The 23,689-nt window shown below is 65.7% G+C and carries 12 protein-coding genes; 1 reads left to right on the plus strand and 11 read right to left on the minus strand.

Translation table 11 applies throughout. From position 1 onward, the window contains the following. The first annotated feature begins 16 nt into the window (after positions 1-16). Positions 17-391, plus strand: coding sequence for a PH domain-containing protein (locus ACR9E9_RS09505; RefSeq protein ID WP_435198239.1), 375 nt, complete (start codon positions 17-19; stop codon positions 389-391). A gap of 648 nt (positions 392-1,039) precedes the next feature. Here the strand turns inward: ACR9E9_RS09505 and ACR9E9_RS09510 are convergent. From ACR9E9_RS09510 to drmA, 11 genes are all read right to left on the minus strand, one after another. Next, positions 1,040-4,225 (minus strand): helicase-related protein, encoded by a 3,186-nt coding sequence (locus ACR9E9_RS09510; protein ID WP_435198240.1) that lies wholly within the window; start codon positions 4,223-4,225, stop codon positions 1,040-1,042. Next, a complete protein-coding gene (locus ACR9E9_RS09515) occupies positions 4,222-6,012 on the minus strand; it encodes a phospholipase D family protein (RefSeq protein WP_435198241.1) in 1,791 nt (596 codons plus the stop codon). The genes ACR9E9_RS09510 and ACR9E9_RS09515 overlap by 4 nt, the downstream gene beginning before the upstream one ends. After that, positions 5,999-7,216, minus strand: a complete 1,218-nt coding sequence (locus ACR9E9_RS09520; RefSeq protein ID WP_435198242.1) for a DUF6361 family protein — start codon at positions 7,214-7,216, stop codon at positions 5,999-6,001. Before ACR9E9_RS09520 ends, ACR9E9_RS09515 begins: the two co-directional genes overlap by 14 nt. 1 nt (position 7,217) lies before the next feature. Continuing rightward, the gene (locus ACR9E9_RS09525; protein WP_435198243.1) at positions 7,218-8,003 is read right to left on the minus strand and encodes a GIY-YIG nuclease family protein; all 786 of its coding nucleotides are present in this window, start codon (positions 8,001-8,003) and stop codon (positions 7,218-7,220) included. Beyond that, complete coding sequence (locus tag ACR9E9_RS09530) at positions 8,000-13,387, minus strand: AAA domain-containing protein (protein WP_435198244.1); 5,388 nt, start codon at positions 13,385-13,387, stop codon at positions 8,000-8,002. Before ACR9E9_RS09530 ends, ACR9E9_RS09525 begins: the two co-directional genes overlap by 4 nt. Positions 13,388-13,408: 21 nt before the next feature. Beyond that, on the minus strand, positions 13,409-14,734 hold the full coding sequence (locus ACR9E9_RS09535) for an exonuclease domain-containing protein (RefSeq protein WP_435198245.1): 1,326 nt from the start codon (positions 14,732-14,734) through the stop codon (positions 13,409-13,411). Positions 14,735-14,839: 105 nt separating this feature from the next. Continuing rightward, a complete protein-coding gene (locus tag ACR9E9_RS09540) occupies positions 14,840-15,025 on the minus strand; it encodes a hypothetical protein (protein WP_435198246.1) in 186 nt (61 codons plus the stop codon). Between the two features lie 282 nt (positions 15,026-15,307). Beyond that, a complete protein-coding gene (locus ACR9E9_RS09545) occupies positions 15,308-17,137 on the minus strand; it encodes an ATP-dependent nuclease (RefSeq protein ID WP_435198247.1) in 1,830 nt (609 codons plus the stop codon). Between the two features lie 63 nt (positions 17,138-17,200). Further along, positions 17,201-17,941, minus strand: coding sequence for a DISARM system phospholipase D-like protein DrmC (drmC, locus tag ACR9E9_RS09550; RefSeq protein WP_435198248.1), 741 nt, complete (start codon positions 17,939-17,941; stop codon positions 17,201-17,203). Beyond that, complete coding sequence (gene drmB / locus ACR9E9_RS09555) at positions 17,931-19,985, minus strand: DrmB family protein (protein ID WP_435198249.1); 2,055 nt, start codon at positions 19,983-19,985, stop codon at positions 17,931-17,933. The genes drmC and drmB overlap by 11 nt, the downstream gene beginning before the upstream one ends. After that, a complete protein-coding gene (gene drmA / locus ACR9E9_RS09560) occupies positions 19,982-23,689 on the minus strand; it encodes a DISARM system helicase DrmA (RefSeq protein WP_435198250.1) in 3,708 nt (1,235 codons plus the stop codon). Before drmA ends, drmB begins: the two co-directional genes overlap by 4 nt.

Raw genomic sequence — 23,689 nt, forward strand, 5'->3', positions numbered from 1 at the left:
CGCCATGCTGCGCAGCATGGACAACACCGACATCAGCTCGTGGACCTTGGTCGAAGAGATCCCGATCCCCGAGGACGTCACCGCCCTTCTCGTCGAAGGGGAGCAGGCCGTCGTCGCGTACAAGACCTCCCGAGACTCCGCGGCCTTCACCACGAAGCGACTCATCGTCCGGGATGCGCAGGGTCTGTCGGGCAAGAAGGTCGAGGTGCACTCCGTGCCCTACAGCCGCATCGACAGGTGGTCCACCGAGAACGCCGGCGGGATGTTCGACTTCAACTCGCAGCTGCAGATGTGGACCCGAGCCGGCCACATCACGATCGAGCTGGGAAGGAAGGTCGACGTCCGTCGCTTGGATCAACTCATCGCGTGGGCGGTCTTGAACGCTGGGTGAGGCCAGCGACGGAGGAGAGTTCGCGCCCAGCGGGGGTCTCCTGGGAGGCATCGGGCTGCTGTCCGTGCGGGAACCGACGGATGCTCCTACTCTGCGGGTGGAAGCGCCCTCCCACCACGGCTGGACCAGGTGAGAATGTCGAGGATCCTCAGGTCGCTGAGTGGCCGGTCGATCGGCCCCCTACCGTGACGGTCGCACCTTGGCTACTGCAAGCCAAAGTCTGAAGCAAGGCGAGACTTGCCAAACCAAGGAAGCTGGCAGAGCTCACGGACAGCACAGGCGAGCTCGTCCTCGACAACGGGCAGGGTCAGGAGCAGGCTGGCGCGGCTCTCCTCACAGAGCGCCCTTCTTCCAGACCGGCCGAGTGATTTTCCAGCGCGACGGAGTCTCGCCAGGCGGAGGCTTCTTGGGCGTCGCGTCCTTCAAGCATCGCTGGATGGCAAACCGTTCGCCAGGATGGACGAGTGAAATGCACTGAGGGCCAGCGGCCGTCAGAAAGAACTCCAGCCACGTGACGGTTAGAGCCGCTGAGGATGCCCGGCCGGGTCACGCGACGAGCGTGCCGACGGCTTTCCTGACTTCATCGACCTGACTGGGTGATCGAGTCTCGCTCCACGGGTGCAGGTGGCTCGGCCTTGTGGGCAGCTTTTACGGGGGCTGGGTTGGCGTCTCCGGTCTGAGGTTGATCCGCGCCGGGCTGGCCCTTGCGCCAGTCTGCTTCCGCACCAAGGCGATCATGTCCTCTTGTCGAGGCTGCCCCAGGGCCAGTCGGTAGAGCGCCACGTCGCGCTCGACTTTCCGGTACTGCTCCTCATCCCTGCTCCTGGCGTAGGGGGCGAGGTGCCGCTGGATCTTGGCTGGCCCGGGGTAGACCCAGTCGGGCGTGAAGTGGCCGTGCTCCTGGCGCAGGTCGGTCGCCAGCTCGAAGAGGTCTGGCCAGGGACTCGCCCCATTGCCGCCGAGCGCAGTGCCTCCATGCTTGGCGGCGATGTTTTTCCGGATCGCGTGACCGCGGAAGCGGTCGACCCTCCCTTCGCGCTGCTCGAAGTCGACCGGGTTGGGTGGGATGTTCCAGTGCATGATCGCGTGGCACCACCAGTGGAAGTCGATGCCCTCCTGACCGACCGAGGTGGAGACGAGGACGAAGGGCCAGAAGGGACTGTTGAAGGATGCCCGCACCTCGGGCATGCGGGCATCGTCCCCACCGTGTGAGTCCCTGGCGCCGTACCGGACGGCGAAGCGCATCGGGAAGCGGATCGTCGGATCCTCGGAGCCATGGGCGCTGGCGTCGAAGGCCGTCAGCGTCGACGTGCGCAGGCTGATCGCGGCGGCCTCGTCGTTGGTGAAGGTGAGCAAGGACGCATCGGACCAGTCGCGCGCGACCTCGTTGCGTCGGTTGAAGAGCCATTCCTCGAGTGCGGCCTCGAGGTTTCCCGTCGCCGTGTAGCCGAGGACACGGCGCCACTGAGGGAGCTCTTGGCCCCTCTCACCTGCGGCGCGCACGATCGCGGTGGCGTGGGGTGTGTTGAAGAGCGTACGCAGACCGCCGGCCAGAGCCGCGGCAGCGACCATGATGCCGTCGGCGGAGACATTGTCCTGCTCCCCGAAGAGCCGCTGGAGGACTCGCCAGCTGATGTTGGCGGGGGAGAAGGCCGCGACTTCCGCGAGGATGCGGACGTCCTCGTCGCGCAGAGTGGGGCTGGCGTCCAGTTCAGAGGCAAAGTGCACGTGCTCGCTCAGGAGCCGCGAGGCTTCCGTCTGCTCGCGTTGATGGTCGATGGCCGTCGCCTTGGCGGTGGGCGCCATGGCCTGCGTGATCGCCGTGGTCGTGCCGCTCTCGCGCGGCCAGGACGACGGGTGAGCGAAGGCTGAGTGCCACGCGCGTTGCTCCTCGTCGCCGTCCGCATCACTGCCGGTCCCGCTGACGCCATCGAACTCTGCGCGGAGGCTCGGGATGACCTCCGTCAGGAAGTCGTCGACACCAGTGACACCGTGACGCCTCGCATGCTCGCGAGGGTCAGCGAGTCGAGCCAGTCCCGGCATGGGCCAGAAGGTCATGAGTGTCGTCATCGACTGCGGTCGGCCGGTCTCCGACAGGCCTCGGTAGACGAGCATCTGACCGCGCTCGGACATGCCGCCCGCTGACACCTCGTGGATCTGGCGGTCGACCTCGTAGCTGAGCAGACTGGCCACGGAGGCGGGGGTCGCGGTCCAGGCGGAGAAGACCAGCCGTTTGGTGACCTCGGTCTGGTCGATCCCTGCGTAGGGGCCGCTTGAGGCGAGATAGGGCAACGAAGGGGGCATCCAGAGCAGGCGCCACAGTCCGCTGTCAGCGAGTTCGTCCGCCAGCTGCCGGATGCGTGCATTGCCGAGGTCGATGGGTCGGCGCGTGTCGATGTCATCGCGGGTGAGGTGCTGCGCGGCCCGCAGTGCATCAGACAGTTCTGGAGCCGAGCACTCCTTGATCCGGTCCCTCAGCCGGTATCCGTTGCAGAAGGTGAGGAAGTGCGGCGCCGACTTCCAGTAGTCGATGCCCACGAGGCCGGCTCGCGGATCCACGACATCGGCCAGTTGCTTCAACCGGACGTATCCGGCGAGGTCCTCGGCGGTGATGTGACCTGCCGACCGCAGCCGCACGTCCAGCATCGAGCGGTCCCCGATGAGTGGTCGCTCGTTACGGCACATGACGCGCAGGAGTGCTCCACTTGCTGCGTCGGCCGCAGCGGTCGCGTCCTGCCCCGTGGTCACGTCCCGTCGGTAGTCCGCAAGGAGGTCAGCGATGCGGTCGGTGGCTGGGGATGATCCCTCGGGCTCGTCGTGCAGGAAGCGGATCGTGCGCAGGAAGTCTGAGGCGTGGTCCTCGGTCTCCTCCGCGTATGTGAACGGCTTGTATGGGGTAGCCGATAGGAGCAGGACCTTCGCCGCAGGGAAGGAGAAGAGGTCGTGGGCCAGGGCGCCGGCGTCATTGTCCCGGGCGAGTAGTGGTCGGAACCTCTGGAACTCGTCAAGGATCACGAGGTCGGGTTCGAGGGTGGCAATACCTGCTTTGGCCAAATCGTGGCGCAGTGCACCGATGATCCTGTGGGATCGGGCGCGATGGACCTGCGTGACGCTGCGGTGCACCATCACCTCGTCGAGCAGCGCCCTGAACTGGTCCAATGGCGGCTCTCCGGAGGCGGATGCCGTACTGGCCACCTGCGCGAACCGCTCGATGACAGAGTCGTCGATGCCGTGCTCGAGGCTGGCCTCCATGTCCGAGACGTAGCCCCGCATCGATTTCACGCTCGAGACCGAGGCGCGGAGCAGGTTCGTCGTCCAGCCCCTCTCTCTGGAAGCCATCCCGAGGACTTGCTCCAGGACGAGGACGAGGAGAGCCCGCTCACGGGCTTGTCCCGTGGCGTGCCCAGGGTCGAAGGAGGTCGACGGCGTAAAGGACACGAGGTTGACCGGCTTGCCGTGGAAGGTCCGCCGCCCCTCCAGTTGGTTCAGCCGGGCGGAGTGCTGACCGAGCAGGGTGAGACGGCTGCTGAAGGCCACCTCCTGCTCGCCCGTCACGTTGAGCCGCCCGATGTTCTGACGAGCCAGGTCCATGTTGGAGCAGACGTAGACAATGTCGATCCGCTGGACACTGTCGTCGTCCTGGAGTCGCTCGATGGTCTTGGCGATGAGCCCTCGGGCGACGATGCTCTTGCCGAGGCCGGTCTCGTCCGCGACGAGGAAGCGGTTGGAGCCCCCCTCACCGTGCAGTGCCCTGAAGACGTGCTCGACGGTGTCGCGCTGGAACCCCTTGAGTCCCTCGAGCACCGGCTCGGCGACGAACCGCTCGTCGCTCATCGCTTGTCCTCCAGCAATCGGCGGGCTTGGGATACCTGGCTCCAGAATTCGCGAAAGCCATCCGGCAGGACGTCGTCGTCCAGCACCTTGGTGATCAGGCGATCGAGGTCCTCGATGCCAGCGCCGCCGGTACTCAGGCCCCGCAGGACCAGCTCGAGCACCCCGGAGGTGGTGATGTCGAGACTGCCGCTTCCGCTGCCAGAGCCTCGGTGTGCCGCCAGGAGAGCAGCCAGTTCGGAGGGGTTGCCGAGGCTCAGCATGAGCATCAGCAGTCGGATGAACTTCTCCGGATCATCGATCTGTCGGGCGATGACGGCGTCCAATCGACTATCGGGGGCGCCGACGAGGCGTCCGAGGACGACTGTGGACTCGGTGATGTCGCCCTCCGAAGCCGTCACGATCACGCATGGCGAAATGTCCGCCGGGGGCAGGTGGTGGACGACGAGGTGCGGGCGCCGTTCGACGTCAGCTGTGCTGGCCCGACGTGTCAGGAGAGCGACGGAGACCGAGGCCTCCGTGGATGGGTAGTCGGCGCAGGTCGAGATCGTGGCGCGGTACGTCTGCCCGTCGACTGACGTGTCCTCGTCGGAGATCTCAACGAGGTGCTCGATGGCTGCGATCGACCGCAGTGAGCCCTGCAGACGTCGCCGTGTCCGCTCGTCCTCGTGGTCGAGCGGCGGCTGCCGGACGTACGGCTCGATGAGTGCACGTAACCCGTTGCGGCTCTCCGCATCGGGAGGCAGGATGCAGTCGATGCCGAGCCGGTCCCGTCGACCCGTGACTTCCACGAGGAACTCGACATTACCCGTCAGGCCGGGCGTCGTCGCGTTGCTCGACCCGAGCAGGACCCTGGCCTTGGTCCACTTGTCGGTTGGCTCGAGCACGTAGACCTTCGCGTGCAGACCGTGCAGCAGCGGTACGTCGGGTTCGTCCTCACCCGTCTCATCGGTGGTGGGGACGTCGACGTCCGCTGCCAGCGTGTACGCGTCGACGCCATCGAGCGCGTCACCCGACAGAGCATCGAGGGTCTCTTGCCGGGAGATCAAGGTTGGCACCTCCTGCTGGCCATGGGTGGCCCTCGCCAAGCCGTCGTCCTCCACGAAGGGGGAGATGACCAGGTGGCGACCGGCGTGCAGCGACAGGGTGTCGTGCCCAGGGAGCCCGACGACGTGGAAGGAGAGCCTCTCGACGTCCGCTGGCCTTTCCCACGTCACGTGCGAGAGATCGTCGGCGAGCGAGCGGAGTCGTGTCGCCCGGTCGGCGTCGATGTGGTGGACGTGCTCGGGAAGCCACCGCAGGAGTGCGACGAGAGGGGCGTTGATCTCGAGCGACTCGTCCGAGATGGACTCCGAGTCCAGCCGGACGGCGATGTCCCACGTGTTGTCGTGGGTGAGGTTGCGGCTGAGGACGAGGAGCCGATACCTCGGCTGCGCGTCGTCGGCGACGAAGCGCATGACCCACACCTTGGGGTGGAAGAGATTTCTCGTCGGGACGACTTGGTGGATCATCGGCTCGAGGAAGGCCACGAGGTCCTCGCTCCGCGGGACTCCGATGGAGCCTGCTTGGCAAAAGATGTCGACCTTGTCGCTCGCGTGCCGCAAAGCCTGCAGAAGGGTGATCGGGTCTGGCCGTCGCCCGGTGATCCCGATGTCGGCGATGGCGAAGGGAGGCAGCATCGCCGCGGTGAGGTCGAGCGTGAAGGTCGTGGCGACGGCATGCTCGATCGTGTACCCGGTGGGTGCGCGCAGGTCGTCGAGGAGGACAGTGCGGGCGTCAGGCGTCAACATTGGCGACCTCCTGGGTCCCACGTCCCTGGTTGATGTCGAGGAGCAGCCGTTTGATGACGGGCCAACGGTAGGTCAGGGCGCCGCTGCCGGAGTCGCCGCTCCATGTCTCGAGGGTCTTCGAGTTGTCCGTGAGGCGCGACTTGGCACCCTTTCGGCTCTCCCGAGCCGTGATGAGGCGGCGGGCCTCGGGGGAGTCCGCCACTGCCTCCGGTCCCTCGTGCTGGAGGAGGGTGACCCAGTCGACGACGAAGGCCCATGTGCGATGGCTGATCCGATGGTTGCGGGAGTTCACCTCTGAGATGAACTCGTCGAGGTCCCACGACCCGGGCGGTGCAGTGCTGGTCAGCCGGATGGACCAGTCGGCGATCTTGTCCCGGTATCTGGCGCCGAGGTCGACTCCGTCGAGGCGGTTGAGGTCCGAGTGGTCCTCGTAGCGCTCGGCGACGAGGAGGTTGTAGAGCAGCGAGGCGCCCTCCATGACGAGACTGAACTGTTGGGCGTGCCTCACCGACGCGAAGGGCGTATTGGTCGCCACTTCCCACGGTGCGCCGGCCACATCGATGAGCGCCGGGTCGAGGGCGAGCAGGTGGGCGAGATAGGTGTCCTCGCGGTCGGTGCGCATCCGCTCATACAGCCACTGTGCTTCTTCAGCCGACATGTCGAGGCCGCCGGGTACGTCGTTCGGGAACCCTTCGGGGACGGCGGGTAGGTCTGGGTCCCATGCCGTGGGCTGCCGGTTGGCCATCTCGGTGACCTCGCCCTCGACGGGGCCACGACGGCGGGGGAGGTCGCCTTCGGAACGACGGATGTCGAAGGTCATGAGGCCAGTCCAGAAGAGATCGCGGGGGAGCCCCTTGAGCGCTCGGCCGGACTGCTTTCCGATCAGGCCCTCGGCATCGCCGTGATCGCGCCGCATCGTCTCGATCATCTCGAGCTGGACCTCGCGCACCTGCTGCGCCAGGTCACGGCCCCTCCGTCGGGCGCGCTGCTCCGCCACGAGGTGGCACCAGGGAACGAGGACGAAGTACCTCGCGCGCGCCTGCAGCACGGAGGTCCCGGGAAACATCCAGTTGCTCATGACGTCGCGGATCTGGCCGATCCCGAGCTCGTCGCGGGACTCGCTCACCATGAAGAGCGAGACCATCTCTCGCGCGATGCGCTGCTGCTCGACGGTGGTGTCGAGCCATCCGATCGTCGACGGCATGTCAGTCCGTAGCCGGATCGAGGTCGTTGATGACCTCGACGTCGAGGCCCTTCTCAGTCGCGAGACGATCGAGGAACTTGGTGGTGGTCAGGAACCACTCACGTCCAGCCCGTGTTGAGCGGTTGCGGTGGTGATCGGCGTCCTCGAGGAAGGTGTGGAAGTATCGCTCTGTCGCTGGCGCGTCCTCGGCTCTGGTTGCGTAGACCCGCAGCAGGAGCGGGTCCTCCGGAAGGGCCGTCGTACGCTTTTGCTGCGCTGAACGTTGGTAGACGTCGACCTGCGACCGACCGACCTTGAGCAGCGTGTGTCCGCGCTCGGGGTCGTACGGGTAGCGCAGGTAGTGGGGGAGCGCGTAGACGTAGATGCCGGGTTGCCCCGTGTCCTCGGCTTGCTCGGTGCGATCCCGTGCCTCGTCCTCCTCTCGTGCGCGTATGACTTCGTCGGCCGCCAAGGTGTCCAGCTGCGTCTCCAGCTGTTCGAGCCATGCGCGTGCTCCGGGTGACCAGCTCTTGGACTTGAGCAGAGTTCGGGTACGTCCGGCGGCCTGCCGCGCGATGTGAGCGCTATTCCTCGGAAGCACCCCATCGATGAGCGCGTCGAGGAGCTGGCCGTACGAGTACGCGAAACCCACACTCGGCACTCCAAGACGTTCGGCAATGTCGGAGGCGGTCAGTCCTTCCTCGCGCAACCGGAAGACATCACCCAGCCGTGTCTCATCCTGCGACAGGAAACGGCGGATCTCTTCGCGGACCGAGACCTCGTCCTCGAATGCTTCGGTACTGGTCATGACACGCCGTCCTCTGAGTAGTCGGCCCCGATCTCTTGCCGCCGCACCAACGCCAGCACCGGGTCCATGCGGTCCCGGACTGCCTGGGTCAGGGACTTTCGGCCAAAGAGCCACAGGGTGGTCCTCATGATCTCCTCATCACTGATCGCGCCATGCTCTCTCTCCGAGAAGTGCATCGCTGCGGCGAGCTCAGCCGGAGGGACCTCGTCGAGGGTGCGGGGACCCAGCATGCGCAGGGTCACGGCCGGCTGGTCGGGCAGTCGGAAGGTCTTCGGCTTGATTCCAGGCTGCTGAAGTGGGTTGTCCGAAACGATGCGGCCGGAGCGCTCGGCACGTGTCACCGCTGAGTTCAACTCCTTGGCGATGAGTTTGCCGACCCGCTTGCCGCCCGACGCGGTCACATAGCACCGCGCGAGCCGCTCGCCGGTCAGTGGGCCCTCGGCCGTGACGATCTGCTCGAGGCCGTCGATGATCTCGTTAGTCGTCGCCTCGCCTACGGGGACGGTGGACCCGGCGAAGACGTCATAGGCAGGCAGCTGCCCCTCAAATGTGTCTGCGGCCGCTGCTTCGGGGCTCTCGGATGCGGTGCTCGCGTCGGTCACCTCGGTGCGTGTGCTGACCATGGTCTCGACGACGGGCGCGGGCGGGGGAGGCGGTGGGAGCGCAGAGGGTGCGCGCGTTGCCGCGTTTTGGGTTGACCACTCCTGCTCAGTGCCGTGTTGACCCGCTCCCTCGAAGGCGAAGGAATCGAGTGCGGCCTCCTCCTCTTCGGACTCCGGGATGAGTGAGGTCCAGTGAGGCTCCTCGACGTCGGTGTCCGCAGCAGGGGAGACGTCCTCGATGGGACTGTCGTGCACCTTGGTAGGCGCCTCGGTGAGCTCAGCGGGGGCTTCGACGGCGCCGGCGCTGTCGGAGACCTCATCGAGAGGCTCTTCGTCCAGGTAGTCAGCCGGCCGGATATCGAGGTCCTCCAACTTCTGCCACAGGGGCGCAAGGGCCGCCGCTTTGTCGACGTAGAAGGCCGACTCCCGCACGCGGAAGAAGGTCCACCCGCACCGTTCGAGGTCTCGCTGACGAGCGAGGTCCGCGGCGTAGGCATCAGGTCCGTGCCAACGGTCGCCGTCGCACTCGACTGCGAGCTTGCCGTTGGCGCCGACCACGACGAGGTCCAGGCGATATCCCTGTGCCTCGAGCTGGGGCAGCACCGCGAAGCCACGATCGACGATTCGGTTGTAGACGCGCTGCTCGAAGAGTGAGTCGAATCCCTCGACTCTCTCGTCATCCGGCACGACCGGGGATTCTCCGACGTCCAGGTCGCGGCCCCGTTGAGTCACTCCATAGGCGTAATCGAGGAGCTGGAAGCGCATGTCCTGCTCGTTGTTGAGGTCCCTGACGCCGATGGTGTGGAAGAGCCACACCTGGTCCTTAGCTCGGCTGACGGCGACGTTGTACCGCTGCATATACATGTCCCGCGTCAGAGCCGCCACGCGGCGTCCCGGCTCAGCAGAAGACACCATGCTGAGGAAGATGATGTCGCGCTCCGAACCCTGAAACTCTGCCGGGGAGCCCACACGCAGCTGACGTTGCTCCCATTCGTCCGCGCCCACCTCTTCGAGCAGCATCGACTCGATGTACTTGCCCTGCGCCGTCCCCAAGAGGGAGATGACGCCAAAGGTCCGCCCGTCGTAGCCCGGGTTCTCCAAGCACTCCTTGAGGGAGTCAACGAGCGCTCGGGCCTCGACTCGGTTGATCTTGCTACTACTGGCGCCCTCTTCGAATGCTTCGGCGGTGTGCGTGATTTTGATGGGTTCGAGCCGGTCGGCGCCGAACTGACGGACGGGGACGAGACGGATGCCGTTCGGTTCGTAGGCGATGCGGTTGGAGAAGCCGATGATCTCGGGGACGCATCGCCGGTGCTCGGTCAGCGTGAGCTGGCCGCCGTAACGCATGAGTGCCTCGTCGAAGAGCGAACGCGCGGGATCGAGCCAAGACGCCTTGTACCGGTCGTCGTGGAGGTACTGCTCAGCCAGGTCCCGGAGGGCCTGCTGGTCGACGCCGACAGCGGTCGGGGAGACCTGCTTGTCGTCACCGATCACGACGATTTTGGGTGCGAGGTACTGCAGGAAGGACGCTTCCAAGCCCGCCTGCGATGCCTCGTCGATGAGGACGACGTCGAACATGTTTTCGCTGATACGCAGCTGTTCGACGATGCGGTAGATCGGCATGATCCACACGGGTACTGAGGGGCGACACCGGTCCAGCGACTCGCGGATCTCGGCTCGCTGCTTCGTGGCGTACTTACCTGTCCCCTTACCCAGGCGTCGCACCAGCTGGGAATACTGGGTCAGGTCAGCGCGAGAACCTAGCGTGAGGCGGTCAGGGTTGACCGCTTGGTTCCAAGCGCGCATCGCGGCCACGGATTCGGCAGCGCCCTGCAGGCGGTCCTCGATCTGCGAGATCTCGTCCTGCAGGTCGTTGGCGTCCAGCGCTTCCTGCTCGAGGATCCAGTGACCAGTGGCCGCCCACGCGATGGCCTCCTCGAGCCGAGCTACGCGCTCGTCCCACACCGGCAGTTGCGGGTCGGCCGTCACCGCGTCGGCCAGGCCCGGAGCAGCCTGCTCGACGCGACGGGTCAACTCCCGCCGACGGTCAAGGTCTCGTGCGACCTCCGCCAGCTGCACGCCTCGCGAGTGCGCTTCCGCGTAAGACAGGTGGTCGCTGGTGTCGATCGCCTTCTGCATGGGCACGATCCAGTCGGCCTGATCGCCCCACTTGGTGACCGTCGCCAGCTGCTCGTAGAGGGCGCGAAGGGGGGCGCTTGCCTCGCCGTGCTCCTCCTCGGCTGTTAGGGCGTCCACGACGGATCCGTATTCGATCACCCGGTCGAGGTCGGTCCAGTCGATGGCCGGCATCTTGTGGTCCCGGACGTATCCGTCGATTTCGTTGAGCTGCTGACGCATCCCGAGGACGCGCCCCAGGGTCTGTACCTGCGCGCGGTGCCAGGCGGCTCGCTCGCTGAGGGTGTCTTCCGGGGGGATGACTGTGCCCGCGGGCCAACCGCGGTCCATCCGCTCGAGCGCCCAGAGGGATTCTTGATAAGCGGTGAACCTGTCGATGAGCTCCGTGGTCGTGGCAGCACGTCCATTGACCTTGACGGCATTAAAGAACGGCATGCACTGCTTCACGATCGACGGTGTGAACATGCCCGTCTTGACCGAGCCGTCCACGTTGGTCTTGATCGCTGAGCCGGAGGCAATGTGCTGTCGCAGTGCCTGGGCCAGCTGCATGTTGGTGTTGGGATCTCCGACCGTGTCCACCCGGGTGTCGTAGCCAAGGAAATTCGTCCGGACGTCGACGTACTCCAGCTGGGCGACGATGTCGCGGTAGCGAGCGTCCCAGACGTCCGTGACTCCCATCCGGACGTCGGAGATCGCGTCTTTGAGCCATGCCGCACGGAGCTGCGAGACGTCGCGGACGAGGCCCACAACCTTGTGGAGCCGACTGCGGAAGGTGAGCCGGTCCTCCCGATGAAGGTCAGCCAGCGGTGTACGAGCGGCGTGGTCCGACACCTTGCGGAATGACTGCTGTCGGCTCTCTGCGTCAGCCAAGGTGGCCGCCTGGGTGGCGTAGTCCTCGGGGGAGGGGAGCGCTGCGACATCGTGTGTGCGCTTGCGAGCCTCGGCCCCGTGGACCTCCAGCCGCTCGTCACGCAGCAGGCCGAGCCACTCGAGTGCCTCCTTGTCGGACAGCACCTCGACCGGGTGCGATGACGTCCCGATCAGCGCGCTGATCCAGCTGTGCGCCGCACGTTCGGCCTCGTAGTCCTGAGCGATCCCAGCCAGGGTCCCGGAGTACCCAGCGTGAGTGAGCACCGTGGTCTCACGCTCGCGCGCGTCGAGCAGTGTCTCGTTGAGGCGTTGTCGTTCGCCGCGGAGCTCCTGGACGTGCAGGAGGGTCTCCTCGATCATTCGATCCGTTTGCGTCACGTCATGCTCGGTGGCGTTGCGGGAGATCGTGTCGACAGCCGTCCGCAGCTCGGCCATGTCGCTACGGCTGGCGCCGATGACTGACACGGCCAGCGGCCTGATCAACTCTGGCAACTTCCCACGAACCTCGTGCAGAGCGCGGTCGGTGTGCGCGGTGACGAGAACCCGCTTGCCCTGTGCCAGGAGGTGGGACAGCAGCGCCGCCGCCGTGTGGGTCTTGCCCGTGCCGGGAGGCCCTTGCACGAGGGTCTGCGCGTTGCGGTCGACACGCTCCAGGATCTGCCGTTGTACGGGGTTGAGCGGCAGCGGGGAGAAGATGTCGCCGCCGACGTCCAGCAACGCGCCGGGGCTCGGGTCGGCCTGGCTGGGAGGCGCCTGGCTCGGGTCGAGCAGGGGACGGAGACCTGCAGGGACTCGGCCCGCCTCGGCGATGTCTGCTCCGATCTGCTCGAAGGCCTGCGCCAGCCCGATCTTGGGTCGGGGCCGCAGGATCAGGGCAGGAGACCACGAGAGTGTCGCGGTGTCGGTCGGGGCGTGGCTGCCCCCTTCGTCCAGATAGCGACCCTCGGGGTCGAGCTCGTGGATCGTCATGGACCCGAGCTCGTCCAGGGCTGCTCGGTCCAGTGGGGGCGACATGAACTGCGCCGCGCGCTCCTCTGTCGTGATCGGCAGCTCCCTGGTGGGGAAGGCCTCGGGCTCGAGCATGTCGAGCTCGGCCTTGAGACCGATGGCCTCGGGGTCGGCGGAGACCACCAGCTGACCGGTCCGGGCGTCGACGTGCACGTCGAGCTTGAGGGTGAACATGTGACGGCGGACCGGTGGGTGGTCCAGCTTGTTCCACGCGAGGAGTCCCAGTCCGAGGACGAGCTCACTCTCCTCGGCATTTTGCGAGGACTCCACATGGGCGCCGAAGATCTCGCGATAGGTGTCCCGCACGGGGATGGCTGCCTTCTCTTCGGCGGCCCAGACGTCCCACTCCGACATCCAGCGGTCGAAGCCGTCCTGAACGTCAGGACGCTCTTCGAGGGTGACCTGCTCGTCCACCATGGCTTCGGCGTCTTCATCCCAGCGTCTTCCCGTGACGATGTGCGAGCGCAGCTTTGGCCGCTCGTCGCACCGCAGGCCACCTCCGGACACCCACTGCCCGATGGTTGTTGGCATCGGGGGAGGGTCGACCTTGTTCAACCGGTCGATCACGAGCAGGGGTGCGTCGCTCGGTGCCTCAGAGTCGCTCCACCGGACGGCGTCGTGCTCGGGCAGGTCGCTGAACCAGCGCACCAAGCCCCCACGCTTGTACTGCTCGACGTCCCGCACCGGCCTCTCCTTGAGGCGCTGAGCCTTGGCGAGGAAGGTGAAGAGGCGTGTGGCCTTGTCGACGAGGGGGTCGTGCTCTTCCATGGGGATGTGAGTCCTCCGGTTTCAGACGTTCGGGGTGAGCGTGGAGCGCTCGAAGTCGGTGAGCAGGGAGTCGAAGGCCGGCTCGGACACGATGGGCACTCCGTAGGTGCGCGCCTTGTTGGCCTTTCCACTTAACGAGTTGGGGTCACTGGCGACGAGGAGTTTCGCCTTCTTGGTCACGGTGCCTGTGGTGAGTCCCGCGGCCTGTGCTCGGGCCTCCCGCACGGGTGGGTCGATCGCCATGTCGCCGGTGAACGCCACTCGGTCACCCACCTCGAGAGTGATACCAGCAGTTGATTCACGACGTGGTGCCGAGTGTCCCGCCTTCGTCTCGCGCCAGGCGACGGCAAGAGCATGCTCGAGGTCGTCGGGGCCGAGACCGAGGATCTGTGCCGTGCGGACCAGCTCAGCCTGCTCGGCATCTGTCACCACATGGTCATGGGTGGCCACCTTGGCCATGTCCAGGACGTACTGGTGGTGGATCCGCAGCACATGCTGACGTGTCAGTCCCGACTCGCGAGCCAAGCTGACCAGCGCAGCCTGCTCTTCCGCGTCGATCACATCATCCAGCAGCGCGGTCTCGAGGACGGCGAGGTAGCTGTCGGTGCGTACATCGGCAGCACGCGGCATCTGGGAGACCACGGATCCCATCCACGCGTCCTCAGCGGCGGGCTGTGCCGCACGGGTCAGCATCCCCACGGCTGGGTACGGTCCGTCGAAGCGTGGCCACGGGTGGTTGCGGCTGGTCTGCAAGATCTCGGCCCACGGCGGCTGGCGATTCGACAGTTGCAGGTAGTGCCCGAGCAGCTGGGCGGTGGCGGTGGCGTCCGCCAACGCGGAGTGGGCGTTGTCCAACTGGATCCCGGACGCGTGGCAGCAGTCGATCAGTCGGCGGCTGGGGGCATCAAGATACGCCGTGGACCACTGCATGGTGCAGAGAGCGGACGGTCGCTCGCCCTCGCCGAGCCCGGCGCGCCTCAGCTCGTGCGCCAGGAACCGCAGGTCGAAGGGGGCGTTGTGCGCGACGATGGTCCGTCCAGCGACCGCTCGCAGGACGTAGGGAGCCAGGTCCTCGAAGCGAGGGGCGTTGAGCACGTCGCTCGCGGTGATCCCGTGAATGCGTGTCGGCCCGACATCGCGGCCAGGATTGACCAGCGTGGACCAACTGTCCTGGATCTGGCCTTCGTCAGAGACGTAGACGACCCCGACCTCCAGGACTCGATCGTTTCGCTCCGGCGACAACCCTGTCGTCTCGACGTCAATGACTGTGTACCCCGACATGCTGTGCTCCCCTCCGCAAGACTCCCCGCCCCGCCGCTCTGAGATGATTCCTGACACCACCGACACCGTTCGCCAGCGGCTGGCCCGTGTACTCAGGCGGGGTCGCCGTGGGCGGGGCCCCTTGCCCACCTTCCCTTCCACCGGAGAGGAAAATGACTCTCGGATACGGCACTACCGGTGATTAGGTCGCTGGCTTCGTAGAAGCCGACCTGATCCCACTTGTCGCTCGGGGGCGGTTCGGAGGTAGCTGGCCATCGGGCGCTCGAAGGCTGAGCCCTTGCCGACCTTGTCCTCGCCGAAGCCGTTCCAGATCTTGTCCAGCTTCTCGAGGAGCAGCTCGTAGGTCGAATCAGACACGTCGCGGTTCTTTCGATAGCGGGGATGGCTGGCGCCATTATGCGCTCGAGAGGCAGACGTTTGGAGGGGTGGTTCCTCACGAATTGATTGCGGCGGTGCCGGATCGCCGCAGAGTCGGTGTTCAGCTGGGTCTGCTGAACGAGTAGGGGACTTCCAGATCGGCTAGGACCAGGGGTTCTGGCTGGAAGGATGTGCACGTGGCTGGCAGGTATCCCAAAGAGTTCAAGGAAGACGTGATCCGGGTGGCCCGCGATCACGGGCTTGGTGAGACTCTCCGGCTCGTCAGCAGTCCCCAGCGAGTGCGCGCGGCATGGGTCGGCCGTCGAGCGCTGGACGCAGCCATGACCGAAGCACGTGTCGCACCTCGGGGTGCAGGTCCTCCCAAGGAGTGACCTGCGCAATGTAACCCCGCATCCAGTCTGCTTTGGGCGCGCTGTCCCTCTTGGGAGTTCGGAAGGTTGAGCCCAATCGGTGAGCCAATTCCTGACCTGTGTCGGCAGGCTCGTTGAAGTGGGTGGCGCAAGCTGCAGCAAGGTCCGTGCTCGCCTTAGCGAGCAGCACGTACTCGAGGTCGAAGGGCAGCAGGGCGGCCCGTACCTCGGCGGCTTCCGCCATGGCGTTGAACCTCGCGACGGCTGATTGATGAGCTTCGACATCACGGCTCGTGTGCGAGTTCTTCGTGGCGTCCATCTCGAGACTCAGGCCTTCGGGGACCGTCACTTTCGCCTCGCGCAGACCTTTACGGAGTTTCGTGCCAGCATCCCCATCGGCTAAAGCGAACCAGGCGATGCCTTCGCTCTTCGTTGCGTCGACGAACCCTCGGAGCAGGCGGATCCACGGGCTGAAACGTTCGCAGCCGCCGACCTGCACGACCGCGAGTTCGCTGGCTACGCGACTCATTCCTTCGAGCCTCGCGATTCTGCGACGGAGCTGCTCAAAGGCGGCGAGGTCGCCGGGCCCTTCGACCAGCAGGACCGAGCGTGCGAAGATGGCCTCAGAACCCTGACCAGACATGAATGCGGAGTCGATTGCTGCTCGGGATGGGTCGAGTGCGGTGGGGGAGTAGATGCGATGATCACGCAACAGGGCGACCTGGGATGCCTTCACCTCATCGAGGATGGCTGCGCTGTGGGTGGACGCGACGAACTTAAGTTCATCTGAATCCAAGAGGGTCTGCGCCAGCTCCCTTTGAGCCGCGGGGTGCAAAAAGGTCTCGGGCTCCTCTAGGAGCAGGACCACGCGACGGTCGAGGGATTTTGACGCTGACCTCATCAGACCGACAAAGAGTAATGACTGCAGACCGGAACCAACCTCGTGCGCCGGCACGAGGTTGCTGTCGTGGTTTCCAGTGCTGAGGCGAAGTTCTGCATGGTCAGCCAAGAGGTCGACCAAGGCTTCCGTCCGCAAAGGTACGGTCACGGATGCCTTATCGAAGAGGCCAGCGGCGTGAGAAGTGAGTTGCTCTTCCAATTGGCCGAGGGTCTTGGTCGCCTGGGTCCGTAGCGCTTCCGCTGAGTTCTGCGCCGCCCTGACTGGCGCGGGATGCCGGCCAGCCCCTGATGGGGTCATTGCTTCCTTGAGCAGGATCCGTGACTGCTCGATCAAGGCGGCCCTGAAGGGCGCGGACGCGACGTCTCGTGTGTTCGGTACGTAGACGAAGTGAGCGCGTTGCCTCAATGCACGCAGTAGTTCCAGTGCTAGTCCGTCCGACGTGTCCTGCTCGTTCCTCTTGGGCGCTCCGAGATGTGCAGACACTCGGTCTCGCTTCACCTTAAGGCGGATCTGAGCCTCGCCGGACACGGCGCTGAATCGTCGTCGCCGCCTACCGTCGGGGATGGCGATGTGGAGCGTTATGCGCCGCGCCCGTCCTTGAGTTTCCGCGGCTGGGAGCAGGAGGTCCTTCTCCGCCTGCGTCAAGTAGCGGCGTCCCGTCAGCAGATCGGAGTCGGCCTTGTTCACCGCCCACTCCAATATGCGCAGCAATGACGACTTCCCGGAGTTGTTCGGACCGACCAAGAACAGATGGTCTTGGTCTAGGCGCAGCGTGGAGTTGGTGAACCCGCGCAGGCTCTCAATCCGGATGGAGGTCAGCGAACAGTCAAATGTCGACAATAGGAACTCCGGTTCGTGTGGTGAGGTGCTGCGGCCGAGGAGCCGGCTGGCGATCGGCCATCCTCACGTCCTCTGAACTACTTCGTAGACATACCGCTCGAGGTCGCGCATCTGGTTCTCGATCGCCACGGTCAGCACCGGATCTTCGATCTTCAGCCCGAGTTCGACGTTGTGGACCTCGGCGCTCTTCGAGAAGTTGGCGCTCGTCACCACCAATGTCCGGTGATCGATGGCAAAGAACTTGGCGTGACTGCGGACCTGTTTTCCACGCATTGGGCGGGACCGAAGCACGGTGGCTCCCGCTAGTTCGTCTGCCACCTCTTGAGTGGAAGGTTTCCACGGAGCAGGGTCTTTGTCGGCGGCGTCGCGGTCCACGTACACCCGGACGGCTAGATCAGGTCGAGCGGCTGCCAGGCGGAGTGCTTCCCATTGAGCGGAGGACCGCTGGAAGTTGAAGGTCGCACATACGACTGAGTCACGGGCGTGCGCGACGAGCTGGCCGAGAGATGAGGTGAGTGAACCTGTCTTCGCCAGGCCCGACGGGGTCGTCCAGATCGCGTCGATGGAGTGCGTGTGGGCATCCGTAGCGTCTTGGATGGCTCGGAGAACCTGCACTAGGCCCCGTCGGTCCACATTCAGACCTGCGTCGGCCAAGAGGTGCTTGATCTTCATTTTTCTGCTGGGCGCGATCATCTGGAGTGCCTGGGCGAGAGTTACCCCCGACTCGAGTCGCTCGGCGAGTTTGCTCGCCTCATCGCCGGTCAGTTCCCGAGCAAGAGTCCGACGCGCTGCGTCAATGGACATCTGGCCGCCCGAAAAAACCAAGGTCTGATCCCGGTAGGGACAGCAGGAACCGCCGGTCAAGAAAACGGTTGCCGCGCTCGCACGAGGTCTCGGAGACGAATGAGCAGCAATGGCACGCTGCCCCATGCAAGAAGTCCTCGGGGTCCTGCGGAGTCCGGGAAGCGCAGATGGGGTCCGAGGAACACCTCGAGGATACCCGGAGAGCATCGCGTATGAGGGCCGATAGCCGGGCTTCCTCACTGAGGCGGACGAGGCCACCCAGCGTTCCGTCGCTGTCCGAGGCAGTCGTGCAGACGATCATCCCGGCGGCGGGATCCCGGTCGTCAGATCTCTTCCACGCGTAGACCCGCTCGCTGATACTTGCCCCGCCGTACCCACTGGACATGGCCATCTGGCGGATGAGGACATGCGCCAGTGTGTGCACCAGCCAGTAACGCGGCGGCTTGAGTCGGTCTTCGTGGTTGGCGACATCGGACGTCTCCGAGTAGCGGTTTCGGAAGTTGCGCTCATGTGCCGCTACATGGTGTGCCCAGAGATCGCTTGCTTCCACCCTGGCTTCCCAGTCGGCCACCGCGTCCTCATCGAGTTGGATGAAGATCCCCTCACCGCGGTCCTCCGTGGCGACCGTCCACTTCGGCCGACCGTTTCGGCTGAGCTGAACGAGTCGTGAGGTGGAGTCGTTGATGCGATCGAGCTCGTCAATACGGGTGAATCCGAGCACGGCGTTGACCTTGCGCAGCCTGTCAACGGCGAGGACTCGCGAGATGCCCTGCGCCATGTTCGACGCGACTCCGCGGGGCGAGAGCGTCAAGCCGCTCTCTTTGTGCTCGTATCGCTCTCCCGGAGGATCGTCCTGCAGGTAGGACCACTCGGGAGCGAGCAGTTCGATCGGGTCCCACCGGTCCTTGCGGGCGAGACGGTCCTCTTCGCTCTCATCGGGCTCGCGGGCGAGACGGATCAGCTCAGCCACCTCGTCGTCCGACATGGTGCTGATGTCGTGGGTCTCCCGCAGGATGCGCCGCATCATCTTCACGTTGTCCCCGAACTCCTCGAGGTCCTCCGCATGCCGGGCGGCGATCGTGCGAGCGAGCTCCTGGACGGTGTCCTCCCTCGTCGTCTCGGGCATGACGATGATGGATGTCACGGCCGGGAACCACAGGTTGGATGCGCCGACGAGCATGACGCGCGCCTCCTTCGTGCAGCCCTTGGGCTCGAACCCGTCCAGGTGTGGGTGGCGTCCTCGGCACTGGGGCAGCCGCTCGCGTCCCTGCTCACCCAAGGCCATGGTCATCGGCTTGCTGGCACCGCATGATCGGCATTCGACGACGGCATTCGCGCCACGACCCGAGGTCAGTTCGCGCAGGGCGAGGATAGGCATCTCCGCCTTGGGACATTCCTCTCTGCCTTCGTGGACCCACCAGTTATAGGGAAATTCGTCGAGGTGTCCGTCTTCGCAGGCCAGGAGGTAGCGCGCCGTGACCACTGGCTGGTTCTTCAGCTTTCGTCCTGTGGCAGCGAGTGTGCTGGCGCGCTGGCCGCGACGGGGGCGACCCGAGCAGCCTGCATGCGTGAACTGTGCGAGGTCAGGGCGTCGGGCGCGTTCGTTGGCGTAGTTCCACACGGAGATCGGGGCGAGCCGGTCGCACCCCGTGCAGCGCATCCACTGAGGGAAGACGATGCTCTGGACGCCGAGGTTGTCGCCTTCACTGGACGAGGCGATGGCCTTGGGGGCCCACGGGTAGTCACGCAGCTCGCCGACCTGGTTGCCAAGCATCGTGCGCACTGTCTGGAGCAACCGCGGCGCGTGGATTGATCTGCTGCCGTCACGGCGTCCGTAGATCCGTTCCCACTCGTCGTACCCGCAGGGCATGACGGTGAAGTGCGGGAGGTCGATGATCGATCCCGGTCCATAGGTGTAGAGCAGCGCTGAGGGGCGCTGGCTGCCCACACGTGCAAAGTTCTTCTTCGTGCCCTCGTCTTGCTGTGCGGCTACGTCGCCCAGGGCATCCGGTGCCCGGTCTTCGTCATGGATGAAATCAGTCATGGTGTGTCCCCCTTGATCTGCGCTGCCCATCGGGGAGCGCCCGGCGGTGCGACGTAGTTGAGACGCTCCTTGATCGGGCTGACGAGCAGGTTGATCTCCGGTTGCACCTCGCGCATGGAGTTGGCGACGACGAAGGGCGCGTCGCCCCCGATCGTGTCTCGTGACCGGGTGCTTTCAGCGCTTCGCAGCAGTGGTGCGTGCGTGGAGGTGTCACTCACCTTTTCGTAGCTGAGCATCAGGGACTGGTCGAGCAGGGCGGTGCGCCGTTGCTCCCAGGTGTCGAGCCGGTTGATGAGCCGGCTGCGTGCCCATGTTGCCGAGGCCTCGTCGGAGGCGGCCTTGACCCGCTCTGTCATCGTCTCGACAAGATCGTCCAGTGCGGCGCGACGATCAGTGACTCGCCCGGCTCCCTTCTCGGGGGACAGGGATCCGGCGTCGGCGCTGCTGGCCGCGTCCAGCACACGCGCGGCACTGACGAGCACACCGTCGAGCCCACGCTCCATCGCCGTGACGGAGAAGGGGGTGACGGACAGGGCTTCGACCTGAGCGTAGAAGGTGTCGTGGTAGTGCTGGAACTGCTCGAAGTGGGCGAGATCGCGCGGTCGGGACCAGTTGCCGAGCGTGACAACGAGCCCGGGCTTGCTGGCATCGCGACCGACGCGCGAGGACGCCTGGATGTACTCGGCAGTGTTCTTCGGCTGGCCGACGACGAGCATGAGACCCAACCGCTGGACGTCGACGCCAACCTGCAGCATGGACGTTGCCAGGACGACGTCGTACGGGTGGATGCTGCGATTGACGGGCTTCTCTCCGGACCGACGTGCTTCGTTCCGTGCGGCCCGGGCCGCGCTGGTGTCATAGTTCGCGTCGAAGGCCAGCCCCATCTGGTCGAGGGTGCCGGTGATGTCGGCGCCGGAGACACGTGCTGTGAGCTCGGCGAGATGCAGGCTGAAGGCCGCGCCGAACCTCCTCGGGAGGTTGACGCCTTCGCGGCCCTTGGCGAGAGCCGTCTGGACGTCGTCCTGGATGTAGCGCGACAAGCCCGCCAGTTCGCGGGTCGCGCTGAAGTACCCAACGAGCGTCATGTACGGGTCAGCCGTCTCGGGCTCCGCGTCGAAGAGCAACTGTCCCGTGGCCAGGAGCGTCTCGACGAGCCGGATCTCGGCGACGGTGAAGCGGACCCCCGTGGTCGAGACCCCGACGTACCGGCGACCGGGCGCCTCGCCGGTTGGGGCGATCTCGGTCGAGAAGTAGGTCTCCGACGCGTCGATGACTTGCGGTGGGAAGAAAGTCACTGCTCGACCGTAGAGACTGCGCACCTGCTCGGGCGCATTGCGCACCGTGGCGGACGAGGCGACGACGAGCGGTTTGATGGTCGAGCCGTACGCGTCACGCCAGGTCGCGAGAGTATCGATGACGACTTCGAAGAGACCAACGGTTGTCCCGAGCGCCCCGGTGATGAGGTGCAGCTCGTCCTGGATGATGAGGTCCGGTGGCCGCAGTCGCCCGTGGGGGAGCCTGCGGCCGCCTCCGCTGGCCTGCTGGTGCTTGCTGTTGAGCTTGATCGTGCACGACTGTGAGTCCGGGTGGACGAACCCGTGGAGTTCGCACCGCTGACTGACGTAGCCGAAGAGCGCGGCCGCCTCACCTTCACGAGCCAGCCGGGCAAACTTGTCGACGGTGGCGATGACGAAGGCGGGGGCGAGTCGGTAGATCTCCTCGTCGACGGTGAGCACCGGAAGCCCCTCGTCCACGGACCCGCCTTCGGCGAAGGGGCACCCACCGAACTTGTCACCGCACCGGACGTAGACACGGCCTGCGGTCTCGTCGACCCTTACGTTGGCTGGCGCGATGGTGTGGCCGCACCACGGGCAGCGCTTGAACTGCAGGACGGGGAGTCGTTTGGTGCGTCCGGACTGAGCCTCGGAGACGGTCGCGGCAGCTTCGCTGACCCGTTTCGGCGTGACGTCGGTGCCGACCCACAGGCCGATGCGGAAGGGAGTGTTTCCCCACGTGCCCGTGTCGGCGCGTCGGGCCAGCTCGGCCGCGCACACCAGCGTCGTGGCGCGCTGGAACTGTTGCGCCGTGAGCAGGCGCAGGGTGTAGCGCATGAGGACCGCGACGCCCTCGTCGCCGTCGAGGGGGCCATCGCTGGACTGCACGACGCCATGGCGTCGACGGATCGCGAACGTGAAGGCCGCGAGCCCAAGGTAGGCCTCGGTCTTGCCACCACCGGTGGGGAAGAAGAGCAGCTCGACACTGGGGATGGCCCCTGACCGACGCAGGGTGGCGGGCTCGGTCAGCGACCGGAGCTGCATGAGGACGAAGGCGAGCTGGAAGGCGCGCCAGGAGTGTGCCCCCGCCTTCTTGGCTGCCACTGTTTCCTCCGCTGCTGCGAGATCGGCTCCTGTGTCGCCGGTTCTGTTCTGGGATACCTGGCTGCGGTCGCGTTGGTCTGCCATGACGGAGTTCATGAAGGCGAAGCACCGCTGGGCCTCGCGGTCGTGAGTGAGGAAGTCGATGCCGTCAGCGAGTTGCGCGCGCACCGCCCATGCCTCCTCGACAGCCTCCTCCGCTGTGGGGCGCAGGTGCTCTGGCAATGTCCCAGCGAGCTCTTCCTGTGTCCGTAGCCACTCGGCGTACCCGTCTTCGATGGGCTTCAGTCCCGAGCGCAGTTCCTCGGGCGAAGCGGCCGCCAGGGCACGCATGTCGAGCAGGGCGCCGTGGATCCCCTGAGCGGTGACCTGCGGGGTCTCGGCCTGAGGCAGCCAGGTGGTGGCGACAGAGGTCACGGCTCGCGTGTGCCCGGGGTCTTCGGGTGTCTTCCAGGTAGCGGAGCAGGTACGACCGATCGCAAACTCCAGTCTGTTGCGGTACTGGAGCAGGAGGCGCTGCACCTCAGGGTCCGGGTCGGGGCGGGTGTCCGTGAGGACGTCCCGAACGGGCAGGAAGACCGCCTGGCCATCGGCCTCCACCGTGATCTGCGTCTGATACAGCCAAGCGTGTACCGGGATCGTCGGTGGAGTTTCGAGATCGTTGCACAGGGCCACCTCAACGATGCGTCGGTCCAGATCGGGGTCGTCGGTAATGTCGACCCGGAGGGTGACCGAATCCTCGATCGGGAGGTTGTGGGTCTCGCCAGACGCGAGTTCTTTCAGGCGGAGGGGGACTTGGTGCTCGTGGTGAGTGCGTCGGTAGCGGCGGCGCTCGGGCAGGGGGTCCCCGACCTTGACGCCTGCAGTGGGTTCGACTTTGACCTTCTCAGGGGAGTACGTGCCCCATGAGGCGGTGACGGTGACGGTGGGGCAGGCAGAGGCAACTTGGAAGCGAAGACCCATCGAGGCAGGGATGGTCAGCCCCCGTCGAATGGGGGTGTCTTCCGTGCCGGTGTCCTCGTCAGCGTCAATTGAGGAGTCGTCGACGTTGGTGACCGGCAGACCCCGGACCTCGCCCGCGTCGTGCTCGTCTCCGAGCTCCACGGTCTGGTCCTCGACGGAACCGTCGCTGTCTGCTGTCGAGGGTGCAGCGCCGCGAACCTGGGTGAGCTTCACAGGGGCAATACGACCGACGAGGTATCGGCCGTCCGGCTTGATGGACAGGAGTTCGTCGGGACCGTCGGCTGGCCCCACGAGCTCACGGTGCAGGATCTGCGTCAGTGACTCGCGGGCCGTCCACGAATTGCCGTCCGGCGTCAGCGGCGGCAT

It is taken from the genome of Janibacter sp. GS2, from assembly GCF_051200835.1.
Classification (GTDB): Bacteria; Actinomycetota; Actinomycetes; order Actinomycetales; family Dermatophilaceae; genus Janibacter.

Coding starts and splice junctions, on each gene's coding strand:
- drmA (WP_435198250.1), bottom strand. CDS start 23,689: ATGCCGCCGCTGACGCCGGACGGCAATTCGTGGACGGCCCGCGAGTCA.
- ACR9E9_RS09515 (WP_435198241.1), bottom strand. CDS start 6,012: ATGTTGACGCCTGACGCCCGCACTGTCCTCCTCGACGACCTGCGCGCA.
- ACR9E9_RS09505 (WP_435198239.1), top strand. CDS start 17: ATGGACAACACCGACATCAGCTCGTGGACCTTGGTCGAAGAGATCCCG.
- ACR9E9_RS09525 (WP_435198243.1), bottom strand. CDS start 8,003: ATGACCAGTACCGAAGCATTCGAGGACGAGGTCTCGGTCCGCGAAGAG.
- ACR9E9_RS09520 (WP_435198242.1), bottom strand. CDS start 7,216: ATGCCGTCGACGATCGGATGGCTCGACACCACCGTCGAGCAGCAGCGC.
- drmC (WP_435198248.1), bottom strand. CDS start 17,941: ATGTCCATTGACGCAGCGCGTCGGACTCTTGCTCGGGAACTGACCGGC.
- ACR9E9_RS09510 (WP_435198240.1), bottom strand. CDS start 4,225: ATGAGCGACGAGCGGTTCGTCGCCGAGCCGGTGCTCGAGGGACTCAAG.
- ACR9E9_RS09530 (WP_435198244.1), bottom strand. CDS start 13,387: ATGGAAGAGCACGACCCCCTCGTCGACAAGGCCACACGCCTCTTCACC.
- drmB (WP_435198249.1), bottom strand. CDS start 19,985: ATGACTGATTTCATCCATGACGAAGACCGGGCACCGGATGCCCTGGGC.